The sequence below is a fragment of the Kitasatospora sp. NPDC056446 genome, assembly GCF_042796115.1.
Lineage (GTDB): Bacteria > Actinomycetota > Actinomycetes > Streptomycetales > Streptomycetaceae > Kitasatospora.
This window is the reverse complement of sequence record NZ_JBHTRF010000005.1, coordinates 165,435-184,142: the sequence shown is the minus strand read 5'-3', so window position 1 is coordinate 184,142 and position 18,708 is coordinate 165,435. Positions and strand designations below refer to the sequence as shown.

Sequence of the window (18,708 nt, the reverse complement as noted above, 5' to 3'; positions counted from 1 at the left end):
TGGCCGCGACGGCGGTCGCGGTGGCTGCGGTCGGCTGTGGGCCGGCTCAGCGGGAGCGCTGGATCCGGCGCTGGGCGATGAAGCGGGCGAGCACGATCAGCGCGGCCAGCCCGGTGCCGGAGAACAGCCAGCCGGCCCGCAGCGCCAGGCCGGTCGCCAGCGTGACCACCTGGGCGGTGACGCCCGAGGAGCCGACCGGCGCGAACAGCAGCAGCGCCAGGGCGAAGGCGATCGGCCCGCTGATCGGCGCGGCCAGCAGGTCGGCGTAGCGGACCCGGACGGCCAGCTGGAAGCAGACCACCAGGTAGCCGAGGCCGAACAGCCAGCCCAGGTCGTCGAACAGCAGCCGGTCCAGGCCCGCGACCGCGAGGGTGGCCAGGGCGGCGAGCACGCCGGTGCCGATGGCCGTCAGCCGGGTCGGCCGACCGGTCCGGCGCCGCCCGTACAGCTGCTCGTCGCCGCGCCCGCGCAGCGGCAGCCGCAGGCGCAGCCGCGGGGCGGCCGGTCGGGCGGGGCCGGACCGGTCGGCCACCGGGCGCAGCCGGGAGCCGGGGGCGGGCCCGGTGGTCCCGGGAGCCCGGCCCGGACCGGGGACGGCGGCTGCGGCCGCGCCGTTCGGCGGACGGCGTCTGGGCCCTGGCGGCTGGGTTCGGATGCTCTGCTCCACCCGCCCAACGTACGGTCCGATCATCGCCACACTGTGTAATGGACCGTTCAGGTCTCGTCCCGTGTCTCCGGACGGCGTAGTCGTGTGATGGTCGTCCGGGTGTCCCGACCCGCCCGGCCGGGCCGACGCACCATGATCATCGGATGTTCTCCCGGAGCCCGCACGGCGACGACCGAGGCGTGGGGCTCCGCGGGCGCTGCCCGTAGACTTGGGGGTCGGCCCGTACGGTGCCGACCCAACTCCTCCAAGCCCCGGGACTGCGCTTCATGTCGCTCACGATCGGAATCGTCGGCCTGCCGAACGTCGGCAAGTCGACCCTGTTCAACGCCCTGACCAAGAACGACGTGCTGGCGGCCAACTACCCGTTCGCCACCATCGAGCCGAACGTCGGCGTGGTCGGTGTCCCGGACGCGCGGCTGGCCAAGCTCGCCGAGATCTTCGGCTCCCAGCGCATCCTCCCGGCCACCGTCGACTTCGTCGACATCGCCGGCATCGTGCGCGGCGCCAGCGAGGGCGAGGGCCTGGGCAACAAGTTCCTCGCCAACATCCGCGAGTCGGACGCGATCTGCCAGGTCGTGCGGGCCTTCACCGACCCGGACGTGGTGCACGTGGACGGCAAGGTGTCGCCCAAGGACGACATCGAGACCATCCACACCGAGCTGATCCTGGCCGACCTCCAGACCGTCGAGAAGGTCCTGCCGCGCCTGCAGAAGGAGGCGCGCCTCAAGAAGGAGACCGCCGCCGTGCTGGCCGCCGCCGAGGCCGCGCAGGCGATCCTGGAGACCGGCAAGACCCTCTTCGAGGCCGGCTTCGACACCGCCCCGATCCGCGACCTCCACCTGCTGACCGCCAAGCCCTTCCTCTACGTCTTCAACGTGGACGAGGACGAGCTGGCCGACGAGGACTTCAAGAACGCCCAGCGCGAGCTGGTCGCCCCGGCCGAGGCGATCTTCCTGAACGCCAAGATCGAGTCCGAGCTGATCGAGCTCGACGACGCCGAGGCCCTCGAACTCCTCCAGTCCATGGGCCAGGAGGAGCCCGGCCTCGCCACCCTCGCCCGGGTCGGCTTCGACACCCTCGGCCTCCAGACCTACCTGACGGCCGGCCCCAAGGAGACCCGGGCCTGGACCATCAAGAAGGGCGCCTCCGCCCCCGAGGCCGCCGGTGTCATCCACACCGACTTCCAGAAGGGCTTCATCAAGGCCGAGGTGATCTCCTTCGCCGACCTGGTCGAGACCGGCTCCATCGCCGAGGCCCGCGCCAAGGGCAAGGCCCGCATCGAGGGCAAGGACTACACCATGCAGGACGGCGACGTCGTGGAGTTCCGCTTCAACGTCTGACCGGTGCGTGGATCGAACGGGGCCTGCCTCTCCTGAGGCGGGCCCCGTTCCCGTGTCCGCGCCGACTCGGTGATGACTTCCTCGGCCCGCCACGCCGACTTGAGTGGTACGTTATGTGGTACCGGTCGTGGAGGGAGTTCAGTCGATGTCGATCACTGCCAGCGAGGCGCGCAAGGGTCTCTTTCCGTTGATCAAGAAGGTCAACGACGATCACGAGGCCATTGAGATCGTCTCCAAGCACGGAAACGCCGTACTCGTCTCGGCCGACGACTATGCGGCCTTGCGTGAGGGCTCCTACCTGTTGCGCTCGCCGGTGAACGCCCGCCGCTTGCTCAGGGCGTACGAGAACGCCCTTGGCGGCATAGGGCTTTCCGAGCGGGAGCTCATCGACCCTGATGCGGCGGATGGCGAGAAGGGTGCCGCGTGAGGCTCGTCTTCGAGGAGACCGGCTGGGAGGACTACACCTCCTGGCTCAAGAACGACCGCAAGATGCTCGCCCGGATCAACAAGCTCATCGAGGACGTGCTGCGCGACCCGTTCACCGGCATCGGCAAGCCCGAGCCACTGAAGTACCACTTGCCCGGGGCCTGGTCTCGGCGGATCGACGACGAGCATCGCCTCGTCTACTTGGTGACGGATCGGGAGGTCATCGTGCTGGCCGCCCGTTACCACTACTGACTGCCGGCTGCGGCGACGTCGTGGAGTTCCGCTTCAACGTCTGACCGGTGTGCGGTCGAACGGGGCCTGCCTCTCCTGAGGCGGGCCCCGTTCCCGTGTCCACGCCGACTCGGTGCCGGGTTCTCCGGGCTCCTGCCCGACGCGCTCGCCGGCCGCCAGTCGACGTTCGCCGCTTGCCCGAGGCGTCCGCTGGTCCTTCTCGCCGTCGGGCGGGGTGGTCAGGCGAGGGTGATGGTGAGGAGGCCGTCGGGGGCGGCGGTGACGGTGACGGTGGTGAGGGTGTCGGTGTGGGCGTCCGGGTGGTGGGCGGCGGCGCGGGGGCCGACGCCGATGACGCGGATGCCGGCCGCCTTCGCGGCGGCGATGCCGGCGCCGGAGTCCTCGAAGGCGAGGCAGTCGGCGGGGGCGAAGCCGAGGGCGGCGGCGCCCTTGAGGAAGCCCTCAGGGTCCGGCTTGCTGGCGCCGACGGACTCGGCGGTGATCAGGACGGTCGGCAGGGGCAGGCCGGCGGCGGCCATCCGGATCCGGGCGAGCGGTTCGTCGGCGGAGGTGACCAGGGCGTGCGGGAGCCGGTCCAGGGAGGCGAGGAAGGCGGGGGCGCCGGGGACCGGGACGACGCCCTCGGTGTCGGCGCGCTCCTCGTCGAGCATCCGGGCGTTGTCGGCGAGGTTGTCCTCGGCCGGGCGGTCGGGCAGCAGGGCGGCCATGGTCGCGTGGCCCTGGCGGCCGTGGGCGACGGCGAGGACCTCGACGGGGTCGAGGCCGTGCCGCTCGGCCCAGCGGCCCCAGCAGCGTTCGACCACGGCGTCGGAGTCGACCAGGGTGCCGTCCATGTCGAGGAGGAGGGCGCGGGCGGTCAGCCGGACGGGTGCGGCGGGCATGGGTGCTCCTCGGAGAGCGATGGGCGAGCAGTTTGTTCCTGAATGATACAAAGATCAGTCGAGCAGGTGCGCGTTGACCGAGCGGGCTTCGGCGGCCAGCTCCGTGAGTTCCACCACCTCGACCCCGGCCGCCTCCAGCAGGGCGGTGCCCTGGCAGTCGGTGACGAACAGGTCCGGCTCGCGCCAGGCGACCACCACGCGGGGCACGCCCGCGGCGACGAGCAGCCGGGCGCAGGGCACCGGCCGCGAGGCGCGCTGCCCGCAGGGCTCCAGCGAGCTGTAGACGGTCGCCCCGCGCAGCCGGGGGTCGCCGGCCGGGAGCTTGGCCAGGGCGGCCTCCTCGGCGTGGTCGTGCGCGTCCGTCTCCCGGCTGTGGCCCTCCGCCAGCACCTCGCCGTCGGCGCCGACGATCACCGCGCCGACCGAGAAGGCCGTCCGGGACGGCGGGCAGTGCCGGGAGAGTTCGACGGCCCGGCGCAGGTGGTCGAGGTCGGTGGTCGCGGGGCGGTTCACGGCGCGGGCTCCTTCGGGGCGTACCTGAGCAGGACGACATCGCCCACGGTACGTGCCTCCAGTAGCCGCATCCGACGGCCCGGTCCGCCCGGGAAGGCGGCCGGGCGGACGAACCTGGGAGCCCCGGCCTGGCCGACCAGCAGCGGTGCGACGGCGAGCTGTAGCTCGTCCGCGAGGCCCCCGGCCAGGAACTGGGTGTGCACGCCCCCGCCGCCCTCGACCATCAGCCGGCGCACGCCGCGCGCGCCCAGGTCGTCCAGCACCGCGCCGAGGTCCACCGTGCCGCCGAGCGCGACCACCTCGGCCGACCCGTCCAGTCGGGGGCGCAGCACGGCCGCCCCGGCGTCGGTGGTGTAGACGAGCTTGGCGCCGCCGGTGTGCCAGAACCGGAGGTCGGCGCCGAGGTCGCCGCTCGCGCTGAGCGTCACCTTCAGGGGGTGCTCCGGCCGGCCCGCCGCCACCCGGCCGGCCCGGCGCGCGGGGTCGTTGACCAGCAGGCGGGGGTTGTCCGCGCGCAGGGTGTTGCCGCCGACCAGGATCGCGTCGGCGGCCGCGCGCTCCTCGTCCACCCGGTCGAAGTCCGCGGCGTTGGAGAGCAGCAGCCGGTCGGGGGAGGCGTCGTCGAGGTGGCCGTCGAGCGACACGGCGGCGCTCAGCAGGACGAAGGGGCGCGGGCCGGGCATGGGCGGGGACCGTTCTGTCGGGGGCGCCTCCACGGTACGGCGGCCGGGCGCGGTCGGGCCGCCAGGTGATCGCCATGTGAGACGGAACTTCTCGGGATGCGGGACGGGGAGTAGCGTCGAAGCGTCGAGGAGAACGGAAACGCCGACCACGCCCCAGGGGGACCCCATGTCCGGACCGCAGCCTTCCGCCGTCTACACCCACGGCCACCAGGAGGCCGTACTGCGCTCGCACCGCTCCCGCACCGCCGCCGACTCGGCCGCCTACCTGCTGCCCGAACTGCGGCCCGGGCAGGCGCTGCTGGACATCGGCTGCGGGCCCGGCACGATCACCGCGGACCTGGCCCGACTGGTCGGCCCGGAGGGGCGGGTGGTGGCCGTGGACACCTCCGCCGAGGTGCTGGAGCAGGCCGCCGGGTACCTGGCCGGACGCGGCCTGGCCGAGGTCGTCGTCGAGTGCGCCGATGTGCACCGACTGCCCTACCGGGACGGTGAGTTCGACGTCGTGCACGCCCACCAGGTGCTGCAGCACGTGGCCGATCCGGTGGCCGCGCTGCGCGAGATGCGGCGGGTGACGGCCCCCGGCGGGGTGGTCGCCGTCCGGGACGTCGACTACGCCTCGATGACCTGGTTCCCCGAGGCGCCCGCGCTGGACCGGTGGCTGGAGCTGTACCGGCGGACCGCCCGCGCGAACGGCGGGGAGCCGGACGCCGGCCGGCGGCTGCTGTCCTGGGCCCGCGCGGCCGGCTTCGCCGAGGTCACCGCGAGCGCCACCACCTGGACGTTCGCGACGCCCGGGCAGCGCGACTGGTGGGGCGGGATGTGGGCGGACCGGGTGACCGGTACCGCGCTGGGCCGGACCGTGGTCGAGCGGGGCTACGCGGAGCAGGGCGAACCGGAGCGGATCGCGGACGGCTGGCGCGAGTGGAGCGCCGCCGGGGACGGGTGGTTCTCGATGCTGCACGGCGAGATCCTGGCCCGCGGCTGAGCGGTCGGCCGGGGGGCCGAGGCGGGCCGGGGGCAGGGTCGGGGGCGGGTCGGGCGGGCGTTCGGAAAGATCGGGTAAAGTCGCGCGACCGTTCACACCGGGCCCGTTCGGGTCCGAGCCATGGTGGCGAACGCCGAGCCGATGCCCGCCGAGCCGATGCCCGCCCCGGCGGGTTGGGGGAGTCCACGTGTCCAAGCCTGAGTCCGAGCTGTCCGCCCCGGGGTCGGAGCCGACCGCGCGGACGGATCCGGGCGCGGGCACCGGGACGGACCCGGGCACCGGTACGGATCCGGGGCCCGGTGCGCCGGCTCCGGCCGCTTCGCCGGCGCCGGCGGGCCACGACCCCCGGGTGGACTTCCGCAAGGAGGCCGAGGAGCCCGCCTCGGACCCGGACCCGGACCCGGACCCGGCCCCCGCCCCGACAGCGGCCCCGGCGCAGCCCGAGCCCGCCGCCGAGCCGGTGCTCGTGCCCCCCGCGACCCCCGAAGCCCCCGCGACCCCCGAAGCCCCCGCCGACCCCTGGGCCGCCCCGGCCGCCGCGCCCGCCCCGGCCGCCGCGCCCGCGCCGGCCGCCGCCCTGTCGTCGGCCGCCCCGCCCCCGCCGCCGCATCCGCTGCCCGCCGGCGGCTGGGCCTCCGTCACGCCCTCCGCGCAGTCCGGACTCCAGCCCGGGTCCCCGTACCCGCAGCCCGGCCTCCCGTACCCGTATCCGCAGCCCCTCGCCCCCGCCCCCACCAACGCCTTCGCGGTCGCCTCTCTGGTGACTTCCCTGGTCCTGGCGGCCCCGCTGGCCCTGGGGTTCGGCATCGTGGCGCTGGTCCAGATCAGCCGCCGCAAGGAGCGCGGCCACGGCATGGCGGTGACCGGCGTGGTGCTCGGCACGATCGGCACGGTGCTGCTGGCGCTGCTGCTGGGCGCGGCGGACTTCAGCTCGGCGAACGGCGGCCGGTTCGGGCAGGCCCCGAAGGCCCCGCCGGGTTCCGTGCACTGGTCGGCGCTCAAGGCCGGCGACTGCTACAGCTCCCCGGAGGGGGGCTCGGTGCGGAACGGCGGCGGCGACGAGACGGTGTACTGGGTGCGCCGGGTGCCCTGTGCCGAGCCGCACCACGGCGAGGTGGCCGGCACCGCCGGGATGCCCTCGGGCGACGGCGCCTACCCGGGCGAGAGCCGGGTCCGGGCGTCGGCCGCCGCCCTGTGCCGCAAGGTGCTGGGCGACTACGCGCTCGACCAGTGGGCCGTCCCGGACGGCATGGACGACGTCTACCTCTACCCGACCGCGGACAACTGGGCGTCCGGCGAGCGCTACGTCACCTGCGCCTTCGAGGACAGCGGTGCCCAGCACCGGGGCACCGTCCGCACCGACCGGAGCAGCCTGACCGCGCCGCAACTGGCCTACCTGGAGGCGGTCCGGGCCTTCAACGACGTCTACCAGGACGAGCCGAAGAAGGACGCGGAGCCGGAGGAGTACGGGGCCTGGGCCCGCCGGACGGCCGCCGCCTCCCGGGCCGAGGCCGCCGCGCTCGGCTCGCCGGCGACGCCCTGGCCGGCCGGGGTCCAGCCGAAGGCGGCCAAGCTGGCCGAGGCCCAGTCGCAGGCGGCCGCCGCCTGGGACACCGTGGACTCCGCCGCCGACCCGGTGGGTGCCGCGCGCCGGGCCAAGGCGCTGGTGGCCAAGACGGTGCCGCTGACCGTGGAGCTCCGGCGCGGGCTGGACCTGTCCACCGGTGAGCAGGCGCCCGACCTGCGGGTCTGAGCCGCCGTGCCGCCGGTTACCGGGCGTTAACCGGGCCCGTACCTGCCGGTAGCGCGCCGTGCGTAGCGTCGGGGGCGTGCCCCCGGCCCGACCCCCACGCGCGCCGGGGGCACGACGGCACCGCGCGCCGGGGGCACGACGGACCGCGCGTGACGGCCCGCACCGCGACGGGCGCCGCCCGGCGGCCGGGGAGTGACGGCCCGAGGGGTGGCGGATACCCTGCCCGGCATGGGCACCTACCGGGTGATGCGACAGGACGACAACGGCAACCGCTTCCTGGTCGCCAAGGACCTGGACCGCGCCGAGGCGCTGCGGAGGGCGGCCGAACTGGAGGCCCGCGGCCACAAGCAGCTGTACTGGGTCGAGGCGGTCGACGAGGCCGGGACGGCCGGTGCGGCGGATGCGGCCGGGAACGGGAGCCGGACCGGGAACGACGCTCCCCGGAACGCCTGAGCCCGTAGGGTCGGGCGCATGGACGCCACGCACGCCGACCGCCGTACGGACCACCTCGCCGACCGGTCGGCCGACCTCCCCGCCGGGCCCAGGATCGTGGTCGGCGGCGCGCTGGTCCACGACGGCCGGGTGCTCGCGGCCCGGCGCGTCGGGCCCGCGCCGGTGGCCGGGCGGTGGGAGTTCCCGGGCGGGAAGGCCGAGCCCGGTGAGACCGAGCCGCAGGCGTTGGAGCGCGAGCTGCTGGAGGAGCTGGGCGTACGAGCGCGGGCGCTGTCGCGGCTGCCGGGCGCGTGGGCCGTGCGCCCCGGCCTGGAGCTGCGCTTCTGGGCCGCCGAGCTGGTGGCCGGCGAGCCGCGCGCGCTCCAGGAGCACGACGCGCTCCGCTGGCTGGGGCCGGACGAGCTGGACGCCGTCGACTGGATCGACCACGACCGGGACGTCCTGCCGCACGTGGCCCGACTGCTCACCGGGACAGGGTCCGGGAGGGAAGCCGGACCGGGCGCCGGGGCAGAGGCCGAGACAGGAGCCGCGCCGGAAGCCGGATCGGGATCCGCCCCCGAAACGGAGGACGACGCGCAGTCCGCCGGGTAGGTCAATCGGACAAGACGACCCGGCCACCGGGATAGCCTGGGCTCTGCTGGGTATGTCACTTTTCGGGACCATTCGTCACCATCGGTGAGCCGCCCCCCAGCCGGCGAAGCCGATCCCGACCAGAGCCGGAGGCCCCGTCGGTGTCGAGTACCGGGAACGGCGGGGGAGAGCGGCGGGCGGGAACCGCAGGCAGTGCCGCCGCCCGCGCCCGACTGCGCCGCGCCACCCGTCCGGCCGCGCCCCAGCCGGAGGCCGGCCGCCGCCGCGGAACCGTCGCCGCCCCCGCCGCCCGGCCCGTCCAGCCCGCACCGACCCTGGCGCTGCCCGAACCGGGCCCCCGGTCCGGCCTGCGCAGCCGCCCCGGGCGGCCGTTCCCCGGCGGCCCCGGCGACGCCCCGAACGGCCCCGGCGCACCGCCCGAGGGCAGTCTGCTCGACATGCTCAAGGTGGCCATCGCGATCCTGGACACCGCGGGCCGGGTGGTGCTCTGGAGCCCCGCCGCCGAGGAACTGCTCGGCTGGCCGAACGAGCTGCTGGTGGGCCGCCGGATCGAGGAGCTGATCCCCGACCAGGAGCAGGTCGTCCGGATCCGGGCCGCGATCCAGGACACCCTGCGGCACGGCCGCTGGGCCGGCTACGCGGAGCTGCGCGACCGCGACGGCGTGCCGGTCGCCGTGGACGCCCGGATCTCCCTCCTGGTGGACGGCGACGGCACCCCGTTCCTCCAGGTCAACCTGGCCGAGGCGGCGGCCGTACAAGCCGTCGAGCGCGACCTCGCGGTCCGCGACGCGCTGTTCGAGCAGTCCCCGCTGGGCATCGCCATCCTGGACACCGACCTGCGCTACACCGCCGTCAACCAGACCCTCGCCGAGATGAACGGCGTCGCGCTGGAGGACCACGTCGGCCGCACCACCGGGGAGACCCTGCCCGAGCGGGCCGCCGACGAGATCACCTCCATCCAGCGCCAGGTGCTGGCCACCGGCGAGCCGGTCATCGACGTCACCCTGGCCTCCCCGGTCACCACCCGGGCCGGCTACCGGTCGATCTCCTACAGCCGGATGACCGACCGCTCCGGCCGGGTGCTCGGCATCTCCGGCACCGTGATGGACGTGACCGAGCGCTACCGGGCGGTCGCCAAGGTCGAGCACGCCCGGCGCCGGCTCTCGCTGCTCAACGAGTTCGGCTCCCGGGTCGGCGACCTGCTGGACGCCTCCCGGATCGCCCAGGAACTCGCCAGCTCGGTCGTCCCCCGGCTCACCGACCACTCCGCGGTGATCCTGCTCCAGGCCGTCGCCCACGGCGACGACCTGCCCCGGCACGGCCACGACCGGCGCACCTCGCTGCTCCAGCTCGGCACCGCCTCCGTCCAGGACGGCCCCGAGGTCGAGGTGATGCTGCGCCGCGGCGCCCGGATCACCTTCGCCGAGGACTCCGCCTGCGGCCGGGTGCTGCGCACCGGAGTGCCCGAACTGCTCTCCGGCGCCGACCAGCTGGACGACGTCACCTACCCCGGCGACCCCAAGATGCAGGCCGCCCGGGACCTCGGCGTGCACTCGCTGCTGGTCGTCCCGCTGCGCGCCCGCGGCATCGTGATCGGCCTGCTGCTGGTCAGCCGGGCCGGCTACCGCGAGGGCTTCGACCGGGACGACCTGGCCTTCACCGTCGAGCTCGCCGACCGGGCCGGCAGCTCGCTGGACAACGCCCGGCTCTATGCCCGCGAGCGCACCGCCGCGCTCACCCTCCAGCGCACCCTGCTCCCGCAGCAGGTCCCGCAGCCCACCGGCGTCGAGGTCGCCTACCGGTACGTGCCCGGCAGCAGCGGCACCGAGGTCGGCGGCGACTGGTTCGACGTCATCCCGCTGCCCGGCGACCGCACCGCGCTGGTGGTCGGCGACGTGATGGGCCACGGCCTGCGGGCCGCCGCCACCATGGGCCGGCTGCGCACCGCCGTCCGGGTGCTGGCCGCCCTCGACCTCCCGCCCGACGTCCTGCTGCGGCACGTCCACGAACTGGCCGACGACCTCGCCCAGGGCCCGGACGAGGCGCTGCTCGCCACCTGCGTCTACGCCGTCTTCGACCCGGCGACGGCCCGGCTGACCGTCGCCAAGGCCGGGCACATCCCGCCGGTGCTGGTGGTGCCGGGCCGGGAGGCCGGGGAGCCGACCCGCACCGGTGGCCCGCTGCCCGGCGGCTCCGGCCGGATCCTCGACCTGCCCTCCGGTGCCCCGCTCGGCGTGGGCGGAGTCCCGTTCGAGTCGGTCGAACTCAAGATCCCCGAGGGCAGCCTGCTCGCCCTGTGCACCGACGGCCTGGTGGAGTCCCGGGACAAGGACCTGGACGTCGGCCTCGGTCGGCTGGTCACCGTGCTCCAGGAGCCGCACGCCTCCATCCAGGCGGCCTGCGAGGCCGTGCTCGACACCATGGAACAGGGCCGCGAGCCCGACGACGTCGCCCTGCTGCTGGCCCGGCTCGGCCACGGCCAGGCGGGCACCCCGACGGCCGGCTGGACGCTGCCGGCCGAGCCCACCGCCGTCTCCCGGGCCCGCCGGCTGGTCCGCTCCACGCTCGCCGAGTGGGGCGTCGAGGCGCTCACCGACACCGCCGAGCTGCTGGTCAGCGAGCTGGTCACGAACGCCGTCCGGTACGCCAGCGCCCCCATCGGGGTACGGCTGACGCTCGGCGAGACGATGCTGGTCGAGATCTCCGACCCGCTGCCCGACCCGCCCCGGGAGCGCCACGCGGCCGAGGCCGACGAGGGCGGCAGGGGCCTGGAGCTGGTCCGCCGGCTGGCGCTGCGCTGGGGCGCCCGGGCCGAGGGGATCGGCAAGGTGGTCTGGTTCGAGCAGGCGCTGCCGGGTAATGAGCCCGACGAGTCGTGAGTCGAGCGGCCCCGGAACGAACGCCAGGAGAGCCGTGCCGCATATGCCATCGGGGGTCAGGGGGGAGCGCGCGCTCCGAAAGGGGGCGCGAGCGTGGCATTGTGGTTGCGCGGGCGGTAGGACAAAAACCTTCGCCCGATCTGATGTTGTGATGTTGAGGGCGTGTGAACGTACCCCTCGATGATGAATACTCGGTCTTCTCGACATCCGGACGGTCGCGGGTTGGAGGGGTCGGTCCGTTGAACAGCACTCCGGCGCGGAACGCGCCGAGCGGCAGCGGTCATGCCGCGGTACCCGGGCAGGCCGGTTCGCTGCACCTGCCCGTACCGGCGGCCCCGCCGGGAGGGGACACCGCGAGCCGCGGCGCCCACCCCGTCGCCGAGACCCAACCATGGGGCGTCGGCGACCCCGGCTCGATCTACGACTACATCCGGGTCGCGACCTTCGCGATCGGCCCCGACGGGCGGATCAGCCAGTGGAGCGAGCGCGCCGCCGAGTTCTTCGGCGTCCCGGCCGCCGAAGCCGTCGGCGCCGACCCGGTCAGCACCTTCGTCCCCCGCGAGCTCTGGCAGCGCGGCCGCGCCCGGCTGGAACGCACCCTGGCGGGCGAGGAGTGGGTCGGCACCACCCCCTACCGGGACGCCGACGGCAGCGAAGGCCTCGCCGAGCTCTACCTGATGCCCGACAGCGCCCTGCCCACCGCCGGCGCCACCTGCCTGGCCGTCGACCTCGGGCGGCTGCGCCGGATCGAGACCGACCTCGCCGCCTCCGAGGCCGTCTTCGGGCAGACGCCCACCGGCTTCGTGCTCTTCGACGAACGGCTGCGCCTCCAGCGGGTCAACGACGCCTTCGCCTCCGGCATGGGCCTGGTCCCCACCGACCTGGAGGGCCTCACCCCGCACGACCTTTTCCCGCCGTCCGAGGCGGACCGGCTCAGCGCCGCCCTGCGCAAGGTCCTCGCCACCGGCGAGCCCGTCTTCGACCTGCGCTTCCACGGCGCCGTCCCGACCCGCGAGGGCAACCGGCTCTGGGCCGTCTCGCTGTACCGCCTCAACGGCGCCGTCGGACAGACCATGGGCGTCGCCGGACAGGTCTCCGACGTCACCAGCCGGCACGTCGCCGAGCGCGAGGCCGACGGCGTGCGCCGCAACCTCGCCCTGCTCAACGAGGCCAGCGCGCACATCGGCTCCACGCTCGACCTGGAGACCACCGCCAAGGAACTGCTGGACGTCGTCGTCCCGCCGTTCTGCGACCTCGCCACCGTCGACCTCTACACCGCGCTGCTCTCCGGCGAGACCGTCCCCAGCGCCGGCCGGCTCGGCGACACCGTCCTCACCGACGGCAGCGGCGAACTGCGCCGGGTCGCCGTCTCCAGCGTGATCGGCGGCGCCTCCTCGGTACTCGGCTCGGTCACCGGCCTGCCGATCGCCGAGGCCGGCGGCACCCTCTGTTACCCGCGCCGCTCCCCGCACGCCCGGGCGCTGCGCACCGGCCGCAGCGTCGTCCCCGAGCCCGGCCGCGACCCGCTGCTGCGCTCCACCCTGATCGTCCCGCTGGTCGCCCGCGACCAGGTGCTCGGCCTCGTCCAGCTCTCCCGGGCGATCGGCAGCGAGCCCTTCGACGCCCGCGACGTCGCCATCGCCGAGGAACTCGTCGCCCGCGCCGCCGTCTGCATCGACAACGCCAGGCTCTACCGCCGCGAGCACGAGCGCGCGCTGATCCTCCAGCGCAGCCTGCTGCCCCCGGGCAACCCGGCCGCCAGCGGCCTGGAGATCGCCTGCCGCTACCTGCCCAGCAACAACAACACCGAGGTCGGCGGCGACTGGTTCGACGTCATCCAGCTCCCCGGCAACCGCACCGCGCTGGTCATCGGCGACGTGATGGGCCGCGGCCTGCGCGCCGCCGTCGCCATGGGCCAACTGCGCACCGCCGTCCGCACCCTGGCCATGCTCGACCTGGAGCCGGGCGAGGTGCTCACCGCCCTGGACGAGATCGCCCGCGGCCTCGGCGACGACTCGGTGCCGGTCGGCCCGCCCACCCCGTACGGCCGGCTCACCTCGACCGCCGACGAGGAGGCCCGCGAGGTCTACCTGGCGACCTGCGTCTACGCGGTCTTCGACGCCGTCAGCCGGCGCTGCTGGATCGCCAACGCCGGCCACCTGCCGCCCGTCCTGCTCAGCCCCGGCGAGGGCGCCCGGATGCTCGACGTACCGCCCGGCCTGCCGCTCGGCGTCGGCGGCGAGCCCTTCGAGGAGGTCGAGTTCGACCTTCCGGACGGCGCCGTCTTCGGCCTCTACACCGACGGCCTGGTGGAGAGCCGCAAGCACCAGCTGGACGAGGGGCTGCGCTCCTTCCGCACCGCGCTGTCCGCCGAGGGCAAGGGCCTGGAAGAGCTCTGCGACCACGTGCTCGGGGAGCTCAACCCGCACCACGGCGAGGACGACATCGCCCTGCTGATGGCCAAGGTGCACGCCTTCCCCGAGGACGCGGTGGGCAACTGGGACCTGCCGCCCGAGCCCACCTCCGTCGCCAAGGCCCGCGAGCTGGCCTGCAGCTGGCTGCTGTCCCGGGGGCTGGAGGAACTGGTCGACACCACCGAGCTGCTGGTCAGCGAGCTGGTCACCAACGCGCTCAAGCACGGGCGCGGCGAGATCAGGCTGCGGCTGCTGCGCGACCGCGGCCTGGTGTGCGAGGTCTGGGACGACGGCTACGCCCAGCCCCGGCAGCGGCGCGCCCAGGAGACCGACGAGGGCGGGCGCGGGCTGCAGCTGGTCAGCCTGCTCGCCGAGCGCTGGGGCAGCCGGCGCACGCCGAAGGGCAAGATCGTCTGGTTCGAGCTGGCGCTGTAGCCGGGCTGGAAAGGGCCGGGGGCCGTACGGGCCGGGCCGTACGGGGTTGGGCCGGAAGGGTGCAGTCGCCCCCGGCCCGCCGTGTCGGCACCGGCCGGGCCGGGCGGGCGGCGTTCGATGGCCGCCATGCGCGTCCGCCAGCTCACCGCCGCAGCCGCCGCGCTGCTGCTCGCCGCCGGTCTCGGCGGCTGCTCCGCCGGCCACACCCCCGGCCGGACCCCCGCCCCCGCGCCGCCCTCGGCCGATCCCACCACGGCCACCGGGGACGTCCGGCCCGTCGACCGCGGCACCGTCCGTGACGGGGGCACGCTGCGCTGGGCGGTGGACGGCGTCCCGGCCACGCTGAACGTCTACCAGCGCGCGGCGACCGCCGACTCGGCGCTGCTCGCCCACGCGCTGTACCCCTCGCTGTTCCGCCCCGACGCGCACGGACGGCTCGAACCCGATCCGGACTACCTGGCGGGCGCCGAGTCCACCCCGCCCGGGCAGCAGCCGCAGGTGGTCACCTACCGGCTCAACCCGCGCGCCGTCTGGAGCGACGGCACCCCGCCGACGGCCGCGGACTTCGCCGCCCAGCGGGCCGCCCTCTCCGGCCTGGACCCGGCCTACCGGGGCGGGCACCCGGCCGGGTACGACGCCATCGACTCGATCGCCCAGGGCGCCGACCCGCACGAGGTGCGGGTCACCTTCCGACGGCCGTACGCCGAGTGGCGCTCACTGTTCGCGCCGCTCTACCCGGCGGCCGAGACCGCCACCCCGGAGGCCTTCAACCGGGCGCTGACCGGCGGCGGCCACCCGGGGGCCGGGCCGTACACCGTCTCCCGGTACGACGCCGACGGCGGGCGGGTCACCCTGACCCGCAACCCGCTCTGGTGGGGCGACCGGCCGATGACCGACCGGATCGACTTCCTCGCCGTGCCGCCCGAGCAGCGGCTGGACGCGCTCGACCAGGACCGGCTGGACATCGCGACGCTCACCGCCGCGGTGGACCGGGCGGTGCCGCCGGCCCCGGCCTCCGCCTCGCCCTCCCCGTCCGCGTCCGCGTCCGCCCCGCCCTCCTCGTCCACCCCGGCGCCGACTCCCGCAGCCGAGGCCGCACCCGAGGCGGCGGCCTCGGCCCTGCGGCGGGCCGAGTCGCTGCCCGGCGTCACCCTGCACCGGGCGGCCTCGCCCTCGCTCACCCAGCTCACCCTCAACGCCGCCCGCGGCCCGCTCACCGACCCGGCCGTCCGGCGGGCCCTCACCCGGGCCGTCGACCGGCGGCGGATCGCCGACGCCGCGCTCACCCCGCTCGGCCTGCCCGGCGCACCGCTCGGCAGCCACCTGTTCGCCGGTGACCAGGAGGGCTACCGGGACAACAGCGCGGCGGCCGGTCCGGCCGACCCGGCCCGGCTGCTCGACGGGGCGGGCTGGCGGCGGCCCGCCGGCGGGGGCACCCGGACGAAGGACGGGAAGGAACTCGCCCTCACCCTGCTCGTCCCGGCCGGCTCCGCGACCGCCAGGCGCACCGCTGACGCGCTCACCGCCGGCCTCGCCGAGTCCGGGATCGCCCTGAAGCCGGTGACGGCGCCCGCCGAGACCTTCGTCCGGGACCACCTGGCCACCGGGGACTACGACCTGGCGCTGTTCTCTTGGCCGGCCGGCCCCAGCCCGGCCGGTGAGCAGCGCCCGGTCTACGCCAAGCCGCGCCCCGACGCCGACGGCGCCCTCGACCCCGGGGGCAACTACGGCCGCAGCGGCACCGAGGAGATCGACCGGCTGTTCGACCGGGCGTCCGCCGAACCGGACCCGGAGGCTCGACTGGGCCTGCTCCAGGAGGCGGACGTCCGGATCTGGCAGCTCGGCCACTCGGTGCCGCTCTACCAGCGGCCGGAGCTGGTCGCCGTCCGGGAGGACGTGGCGGGCGCCGGAGCGTTCGGTTTCGGCGGGCCGCGCTTCCAGGACATCGGCCGCCGACGTTAGCCCTCCCGGACTCCGGCCACGGGCCCGGCGATGAGCAGCCGGGAGATGTGGCCCCGGCGCGACGGAAGCCGTTCCGCCGGGCGCCGGGCGTCCCGGTAGCGGCCCCGGCCCGGGGCGGCGGCGGACGGTCAGGCATTCCGTCGGATCACGAACGGAAGACTGTCGGAGCGCGGCCGTGGGGTGAAGACCGGGTGATCCATCTGTGATCTTGATCCCGCCCCACCTGCCCGTTTCTGCCCACCTGGGCCCTTCCCCGTACGATAGGAGGAAGCCGAGGCATGTCGATGTGCCCGGCGGGTGGACCGGTAGTAGCAGGCGGAACGGGCGGCGGCGATCGACAGCGATCGCAAGTGCGCGTCACGCAGCCGGGCGCCGCAACCCACGATTCCGGGAGAATCAGCAAGGCATGCCCACGCGCAACGACATCCGTAACGTCGCCATCGTCGCCCACGTCGACCACGGCAAGACCACGCTGGTCGACGCCATGCTGAAGCAGGCCGGCGCCTTCGCCGCCCACCAGCATCTCGACGACCGCATGATGGACTCGAACGACCTGGAGCGCGAGAAGGGCATCACCATTCTCGCGAAGAACACCGCCGTCAAGTACCACCCCAAGGAGGGTGGCGCGCCGGTCACGATCAACATCATCGACACCCCGGGCCACGCCGACTTCGGTGGCGAGGTCGAGCGCGGCCTGTCGATGGTCGACGCGGTCGTGCTGCTGGTCGACGCCTCCGAGGGTCCGCTGCCGCAGACCCGCTTCGTGCTGCGCAAGGCGCTGACGGCCAAGCTGCCGGTCATCCTGTGCATCAACAAGACGGACCGTGCGGACTCCCGGATCGACGAGGTCATCAACGAGACCTACGACCTGTTCCTGGACCTGGACGCCACCGAGGACCAGATCGAGTTCCCGATCGTCTACGCCTGTGCGCGTGACGGCGTCGCCTCGATGACCAAGCCGGAGAACGGCACCGTGCCGGCCGACAGCGACTCGCTGGAGCCGTTCTTCTCCACCATCCTGGCGCACGTCCCGGCCCCGACCTTCGAAGAGGACGCACCGCTCCAGGCGCACGTCACCAACCTGGACGCCGACAACTTCCTCGGCCGTATCGCGCTCTGCCGCGTCGAGCAGGGCGAGCTGCGCAAGGGCCAGCAGGTCGCGTGGATGAAGCGCGACGGCTCGGTCCAGCAGGTCAAGATCACCGAGCTGCTGATGACCGAGGCGCTCACCCGCAAGCCGGCCGAGGTGGCCGGCCCCGGCGACATCTGCGCCGTCGCGGGCATCCCGGACATCATGATCGGCGAGACCCTGGCCGACCTGGAGAACCCGGTCGCGCTGCCGCTCATCACGGTGGACGAGCCGGCCATCTCGATGGTCATCGGCACCAACACCTCGCCGCTGGTCGGCAAGGGCGGCAAGGGCCACAAGGTCACCGCCCGCATGGTGAAGGACCGCCTGGACCGCGAGCTGATCGGTAACGTCTCGCTGCGCGTGCTGCCGACCGAGCGTCCGGACGCCTGGGAGGTCCAGGGCCGTGGCGAGCTGGCGCTGGCCATCCTGGTCGAGACCATGCGCCGGGAGCTGTTCGAGCTGACCGTCGGCAAGCCGCAGGTCGTCACCAAGGTCATCAACGGCAAGACCCACGAGCCGGTCGAGCGGATGACCATCGACAGCCCCGAGGAGTACCTCGGCGCGATCACCCAGCTGATGGCGACCCGCAAGGGCCGCATGGAGACCATGACGAACCACGGCTCCGGCTGGGTCCGCATGGAGTTCATCGTCCCGTCGCGCGGCCTGATCGGCTTCCGGACCCAGTTCCTGACCGACACCCGTGGCACGGGTATCGCGCACAGCATCTTCGAGGGCCACGAGCCGTGGTTCGGCGAGCTGCGGATGCGCAACAACGGTTCGCTGGTGGCGGACCGCGCGGGCGTCGTGACGCCGTTCGCGATGATGGGCATCCAGGAGCGCGGCACGCTGTTCGTCGAGCCCACCACCGAGGTGTACGAGGGCATGATCGTCGGCGAGAACTCGCGCCAGGACGACATGGACATCAACATCACCAAGGAGAAGAAGCTCACCAACATGCGTGCGGCCTCCTCCGACACCACGGAGAACCTGGTGCCGCCGCGCAAGCTCTCGCTGGAGCAGTCGCTGGAGTTCTGCCGCGAGGACGAGTGCATCGAGGTGACCCCGGAGACGGTTCGCATCCGTAAGGTCGTCCTGGACCAGAAGGACCGCGGTCGTAGCGCCTCGCGCGCCAAGAAGGCGTGATCCGGACGCACTGAACGGCCATTGGCCGGAATGATTCGCCCCCCTTTCCAGTGGAGAGGGGGGCGAACTTTTTCAACTACTCCAAGTTGTCGGGGCCGCTATTAACGGAATAGCGCTCATCACACCTGAGTGTCCGCTGAGCGGACGTGACAGTTCGTCATCCGTGACGACTGTCCGTTTGGTGCCTGTCTGGCTATGT

General features: G+C 74.3%; 13 protein-coding genes and 1 pseudogene. 11 read left to right on the top strand and 3 right to left on the bottom strand.

Going from position 1 to position 18,708, the window contains the following annotated elements:
* Positions 1-46 precede the first annotated feature (46 nt).
* Positions 47-667, bottom strand: coding sequence for a DUF6542 domain-containing protein (locus ACFQ6N_RS05575; RefSeq protein WP_380647085.1), 621 nt, complete (start codon positions 665-667; stop codon positions 47-49).
* A gap of 266 nt (positions 668-933) precedes the next feature.
* Here ACFQ6N_RS05575 and ychF point away from each other — a divergent pair, with 266 nt between their 5' ends.
* The 3 genes from ychF to ACFQ6N_RS05560 all read left to right on the top strand — a co-directional run bounded on the left by ychF (position 934) and on the right by ACFQ6N_RS05560 (position 2,685).
* Positions 934-2,007 (top strand): redox-regulated ATPase YchF, encoded by a 1,074-nt coding sequence (ychF, locus tag ACFQ6N_RS05570; RefSeq protein ID WP_380647084.1) that lies wholly within the window; start codon positions 934-936, stop codon positions 2,005-2,007.
* A gap of 145 nt (positions 2,008-2,152) precedes the next feature.
* Positions 2,153-2,434: a type II toxin-antitoxin system Phd/YefM family antitoxin gene (locus ACFQ6N_RS05565; protein ID WP_380647083.1), complete on the top strand. Its 282-nt coding sequence runs from the start codon at positions 2,153-2,155 to the stop codon at positions 2,432-2,434.
* Complete coding sequence (locus tag ACFQ6N_RS05560; RefSeq protein ID WP_380647080.1) at positions 2,431-2,685, top strand: Txe/YoeB family addiction module toxin; 255 nt, start codon at positions 2,431-2,433, stop codon at positions 2,683-2,685. Before ACFQ6N_RS05565 ends, ACFQ6N_RS05560 begins: the two co-directional genes overlap by 4 nt.
* A 218-nt stretch (positions 2,686-2,903) precedes the next feature.
* Here the strand turns inward: ACFQ6N_RS05560 and ACFQ6N_RS05555 are convergent, their stop codons facing one another.
* Both ACFQ6N_RS05555 and ACFQ6N_RS05550 read right to left on the bottom strand, forming a co-directional pair.
* Complete coding sequence (locus ACFQ6N_RS05555) at positions 2,904-3,566, bottom strand: HAD-IA family hydrolase (protein WP_380647078.1); 663 nt, start codon at positions 3,564-3,566, stop codon at positions 2,904-2,906.
* Positions 3,567-3,620: 54 nt separating this feature from the next.
* Positions 3,621-4,762: pseudogene (locus ACFQ6N_RS05550) on the bottom strand (dihydrofolate reductase family protein).
* Between the two features lie 166 nt (positions 4,763-4,928).
* On the opposite strand from ACFQ6N_RS05550, the gene ACFQ6N_RS05545 reads away from it, so the two are divergent.
* From ACFQ6N_RS05545 to typA, 8 genes are all read left to right on the top strand, one after another.
* Positions 4,929-5,747, top strand: a complete 819-nt coding sequence (locus ACFQ6N_RS05545) for a methyltransferase domain-containing protein (protein WP_380647077.1) — start codon at positions 4,929-4,931, stop codon at positions 5,745-5,747.
* A gap of 187 nt (positions 5,748-5,934) precedes the next feature.
* Positions 5,935-7,500 carry a DUF4190 domain-containing protein gene (locus tag ACFQ6N_RS05540; RefSeq protein WP_380647076.1) on the top strand — a complete coding sequence of 522 codons (1,566 nt, stop codon included), beginning with the start codon at positions 5,935-5,937 and terminating at the stop codon, positions 7,498-7,500.
* A 228-nt stretch (positions 7,501-7,728) separates the two neighbouring features.
* Positions 7,729-7,953, top strand: a complete 225-nt coding sequence (locus tag ACFQ6N_RS05535) for an SPOR domain-containing protein (RefSeq protein ID WP_380647075.1) — start codon at positions 7,729-7,731, stop codon at positions 7,951-7,953.
* Between the two features lie 18 nt (positions 7,954-7,971).
* Positions 7,972-8,544, top strand: coding sequence for an NUDIX domain-containing protein (locus tag ACFQ6N_RS05530; protein ID WP_380647074.1), 573 nt, complete (start codon positions 7,972-7,974; stop codon positions 8,542-8,544).
* A gap of 140 nt (positions 8,545-8,684) precedes the next feature.
* The gene (locus ACFQ6N_RS05525; RefSeq protein ID WP_380647073.1) at positions 8,685-11,423 is read left to right on the top strand and encodes a SpoIIE family protein phosphatase; all 2,739 of its coding nucleotides are present in this window, start codon (positions 8,685-8,687) and stop codon (positions 11,421-11,423) included.
* A 239-nt stretch (positions 11,424-11,662) separates the two neighbouring features.
* Positions 11,663-14,272 carry a SpoIIE family protein phosphatase gene (locus ACFQ6N_RS05520; protein WP_380647072.1) on the top strand — a complete coding sequence of 870 codons (2,610 nt, stop codon included), beginning with the start codon at positions 11,663-11,665 and terminating at the stop codon, positions 14,270-14,272.
* Between the two features lie 126 nt (positions 14,273-14,398).
* A complete protein-coding gene (locus tag ACFQ6N_RS05515) occupies positions 14,399-16,234 on the top strand; it encodes an ABC transporter family substrate-binding protein (protein WP_380647071.1) in 1,836 nt (611 codons plus the stop codon).
* Between the two features lie 406 nt (positions 16,235-16,640).
* The gene (typA, locus tag ACFQ6N_RS05510; protein WP_380647070.1) at positions 16,641-18,509 is read left to right on the top strand and encodes a translational GTPase TypA; all 1,869 of its coding nucleotides are present in this window, start codon (positions 16,641-16,643) and stop codon (positions 18,507-18,509) included.
* The last annotated feature ends 199 nt before the right edge of the window (positions 18,510-18,708 follow it).

Bases quoted from the DNA above. Each gene is read 5' to 3' on its own strand.
- ACFQ6N_RS05535 (WP_380647075.1), top strand. From the start codon at position 7,729: ATGGGCACCTACCGGGTGATGCGACAGGACGACAACGGCAACCGCTTC.
- ACFQ6N_RS05515 (WP_380647071.1), top strand. From the start codon at position 14,399: ATGCGCGTCCGCCAGCTCACCGCCGCAGCCGCCGCGCTGCTGCTCGCC.
- typA (WP_380647070.1), top strand. From the start codon at position 16,641: ATGCCCACGCGCAACGACATCCGTAACGTCGCCATCGTCGCCCACGTC.
- ACFQ6N_RS05565 (WP_380647083.1), top strand. From the start codon at position 2,153: ATGTCGATCACTGCCAGCGAGGCGCGCAAGGGTCTCTTTCCGTTGATC.
- ychF (WP_380647084.1), top strand. From the start codon at position 934: ATGTCGCTCACGATCGGAATCGTCGGCCTGCCGAACGTCGGCAAGTCG.
- ACFQ6N_RS05555 (WP_380647078.1), bottom strand. From the start codon at position 3,566: ATGCCCGCCGCACCCGTCCGGCTGACCGCCCGCGCCCTCCTCCTCGAC.
- ACFQ6N_RS05545 (WP_380647077.1), top strand. From the start codon at position 4,929: ATGTCCGGACCGCAGCCTTCCGCCGTCTACACCCACGGCCACCAGGAG.
- ACFQ6N_RS05530 (WP_380647074.1), top strand. From the start codon at position 7,972: ATGGACGCCACGCACGCCGACCGCCGTACGGACCACCTCGCCGACCGG.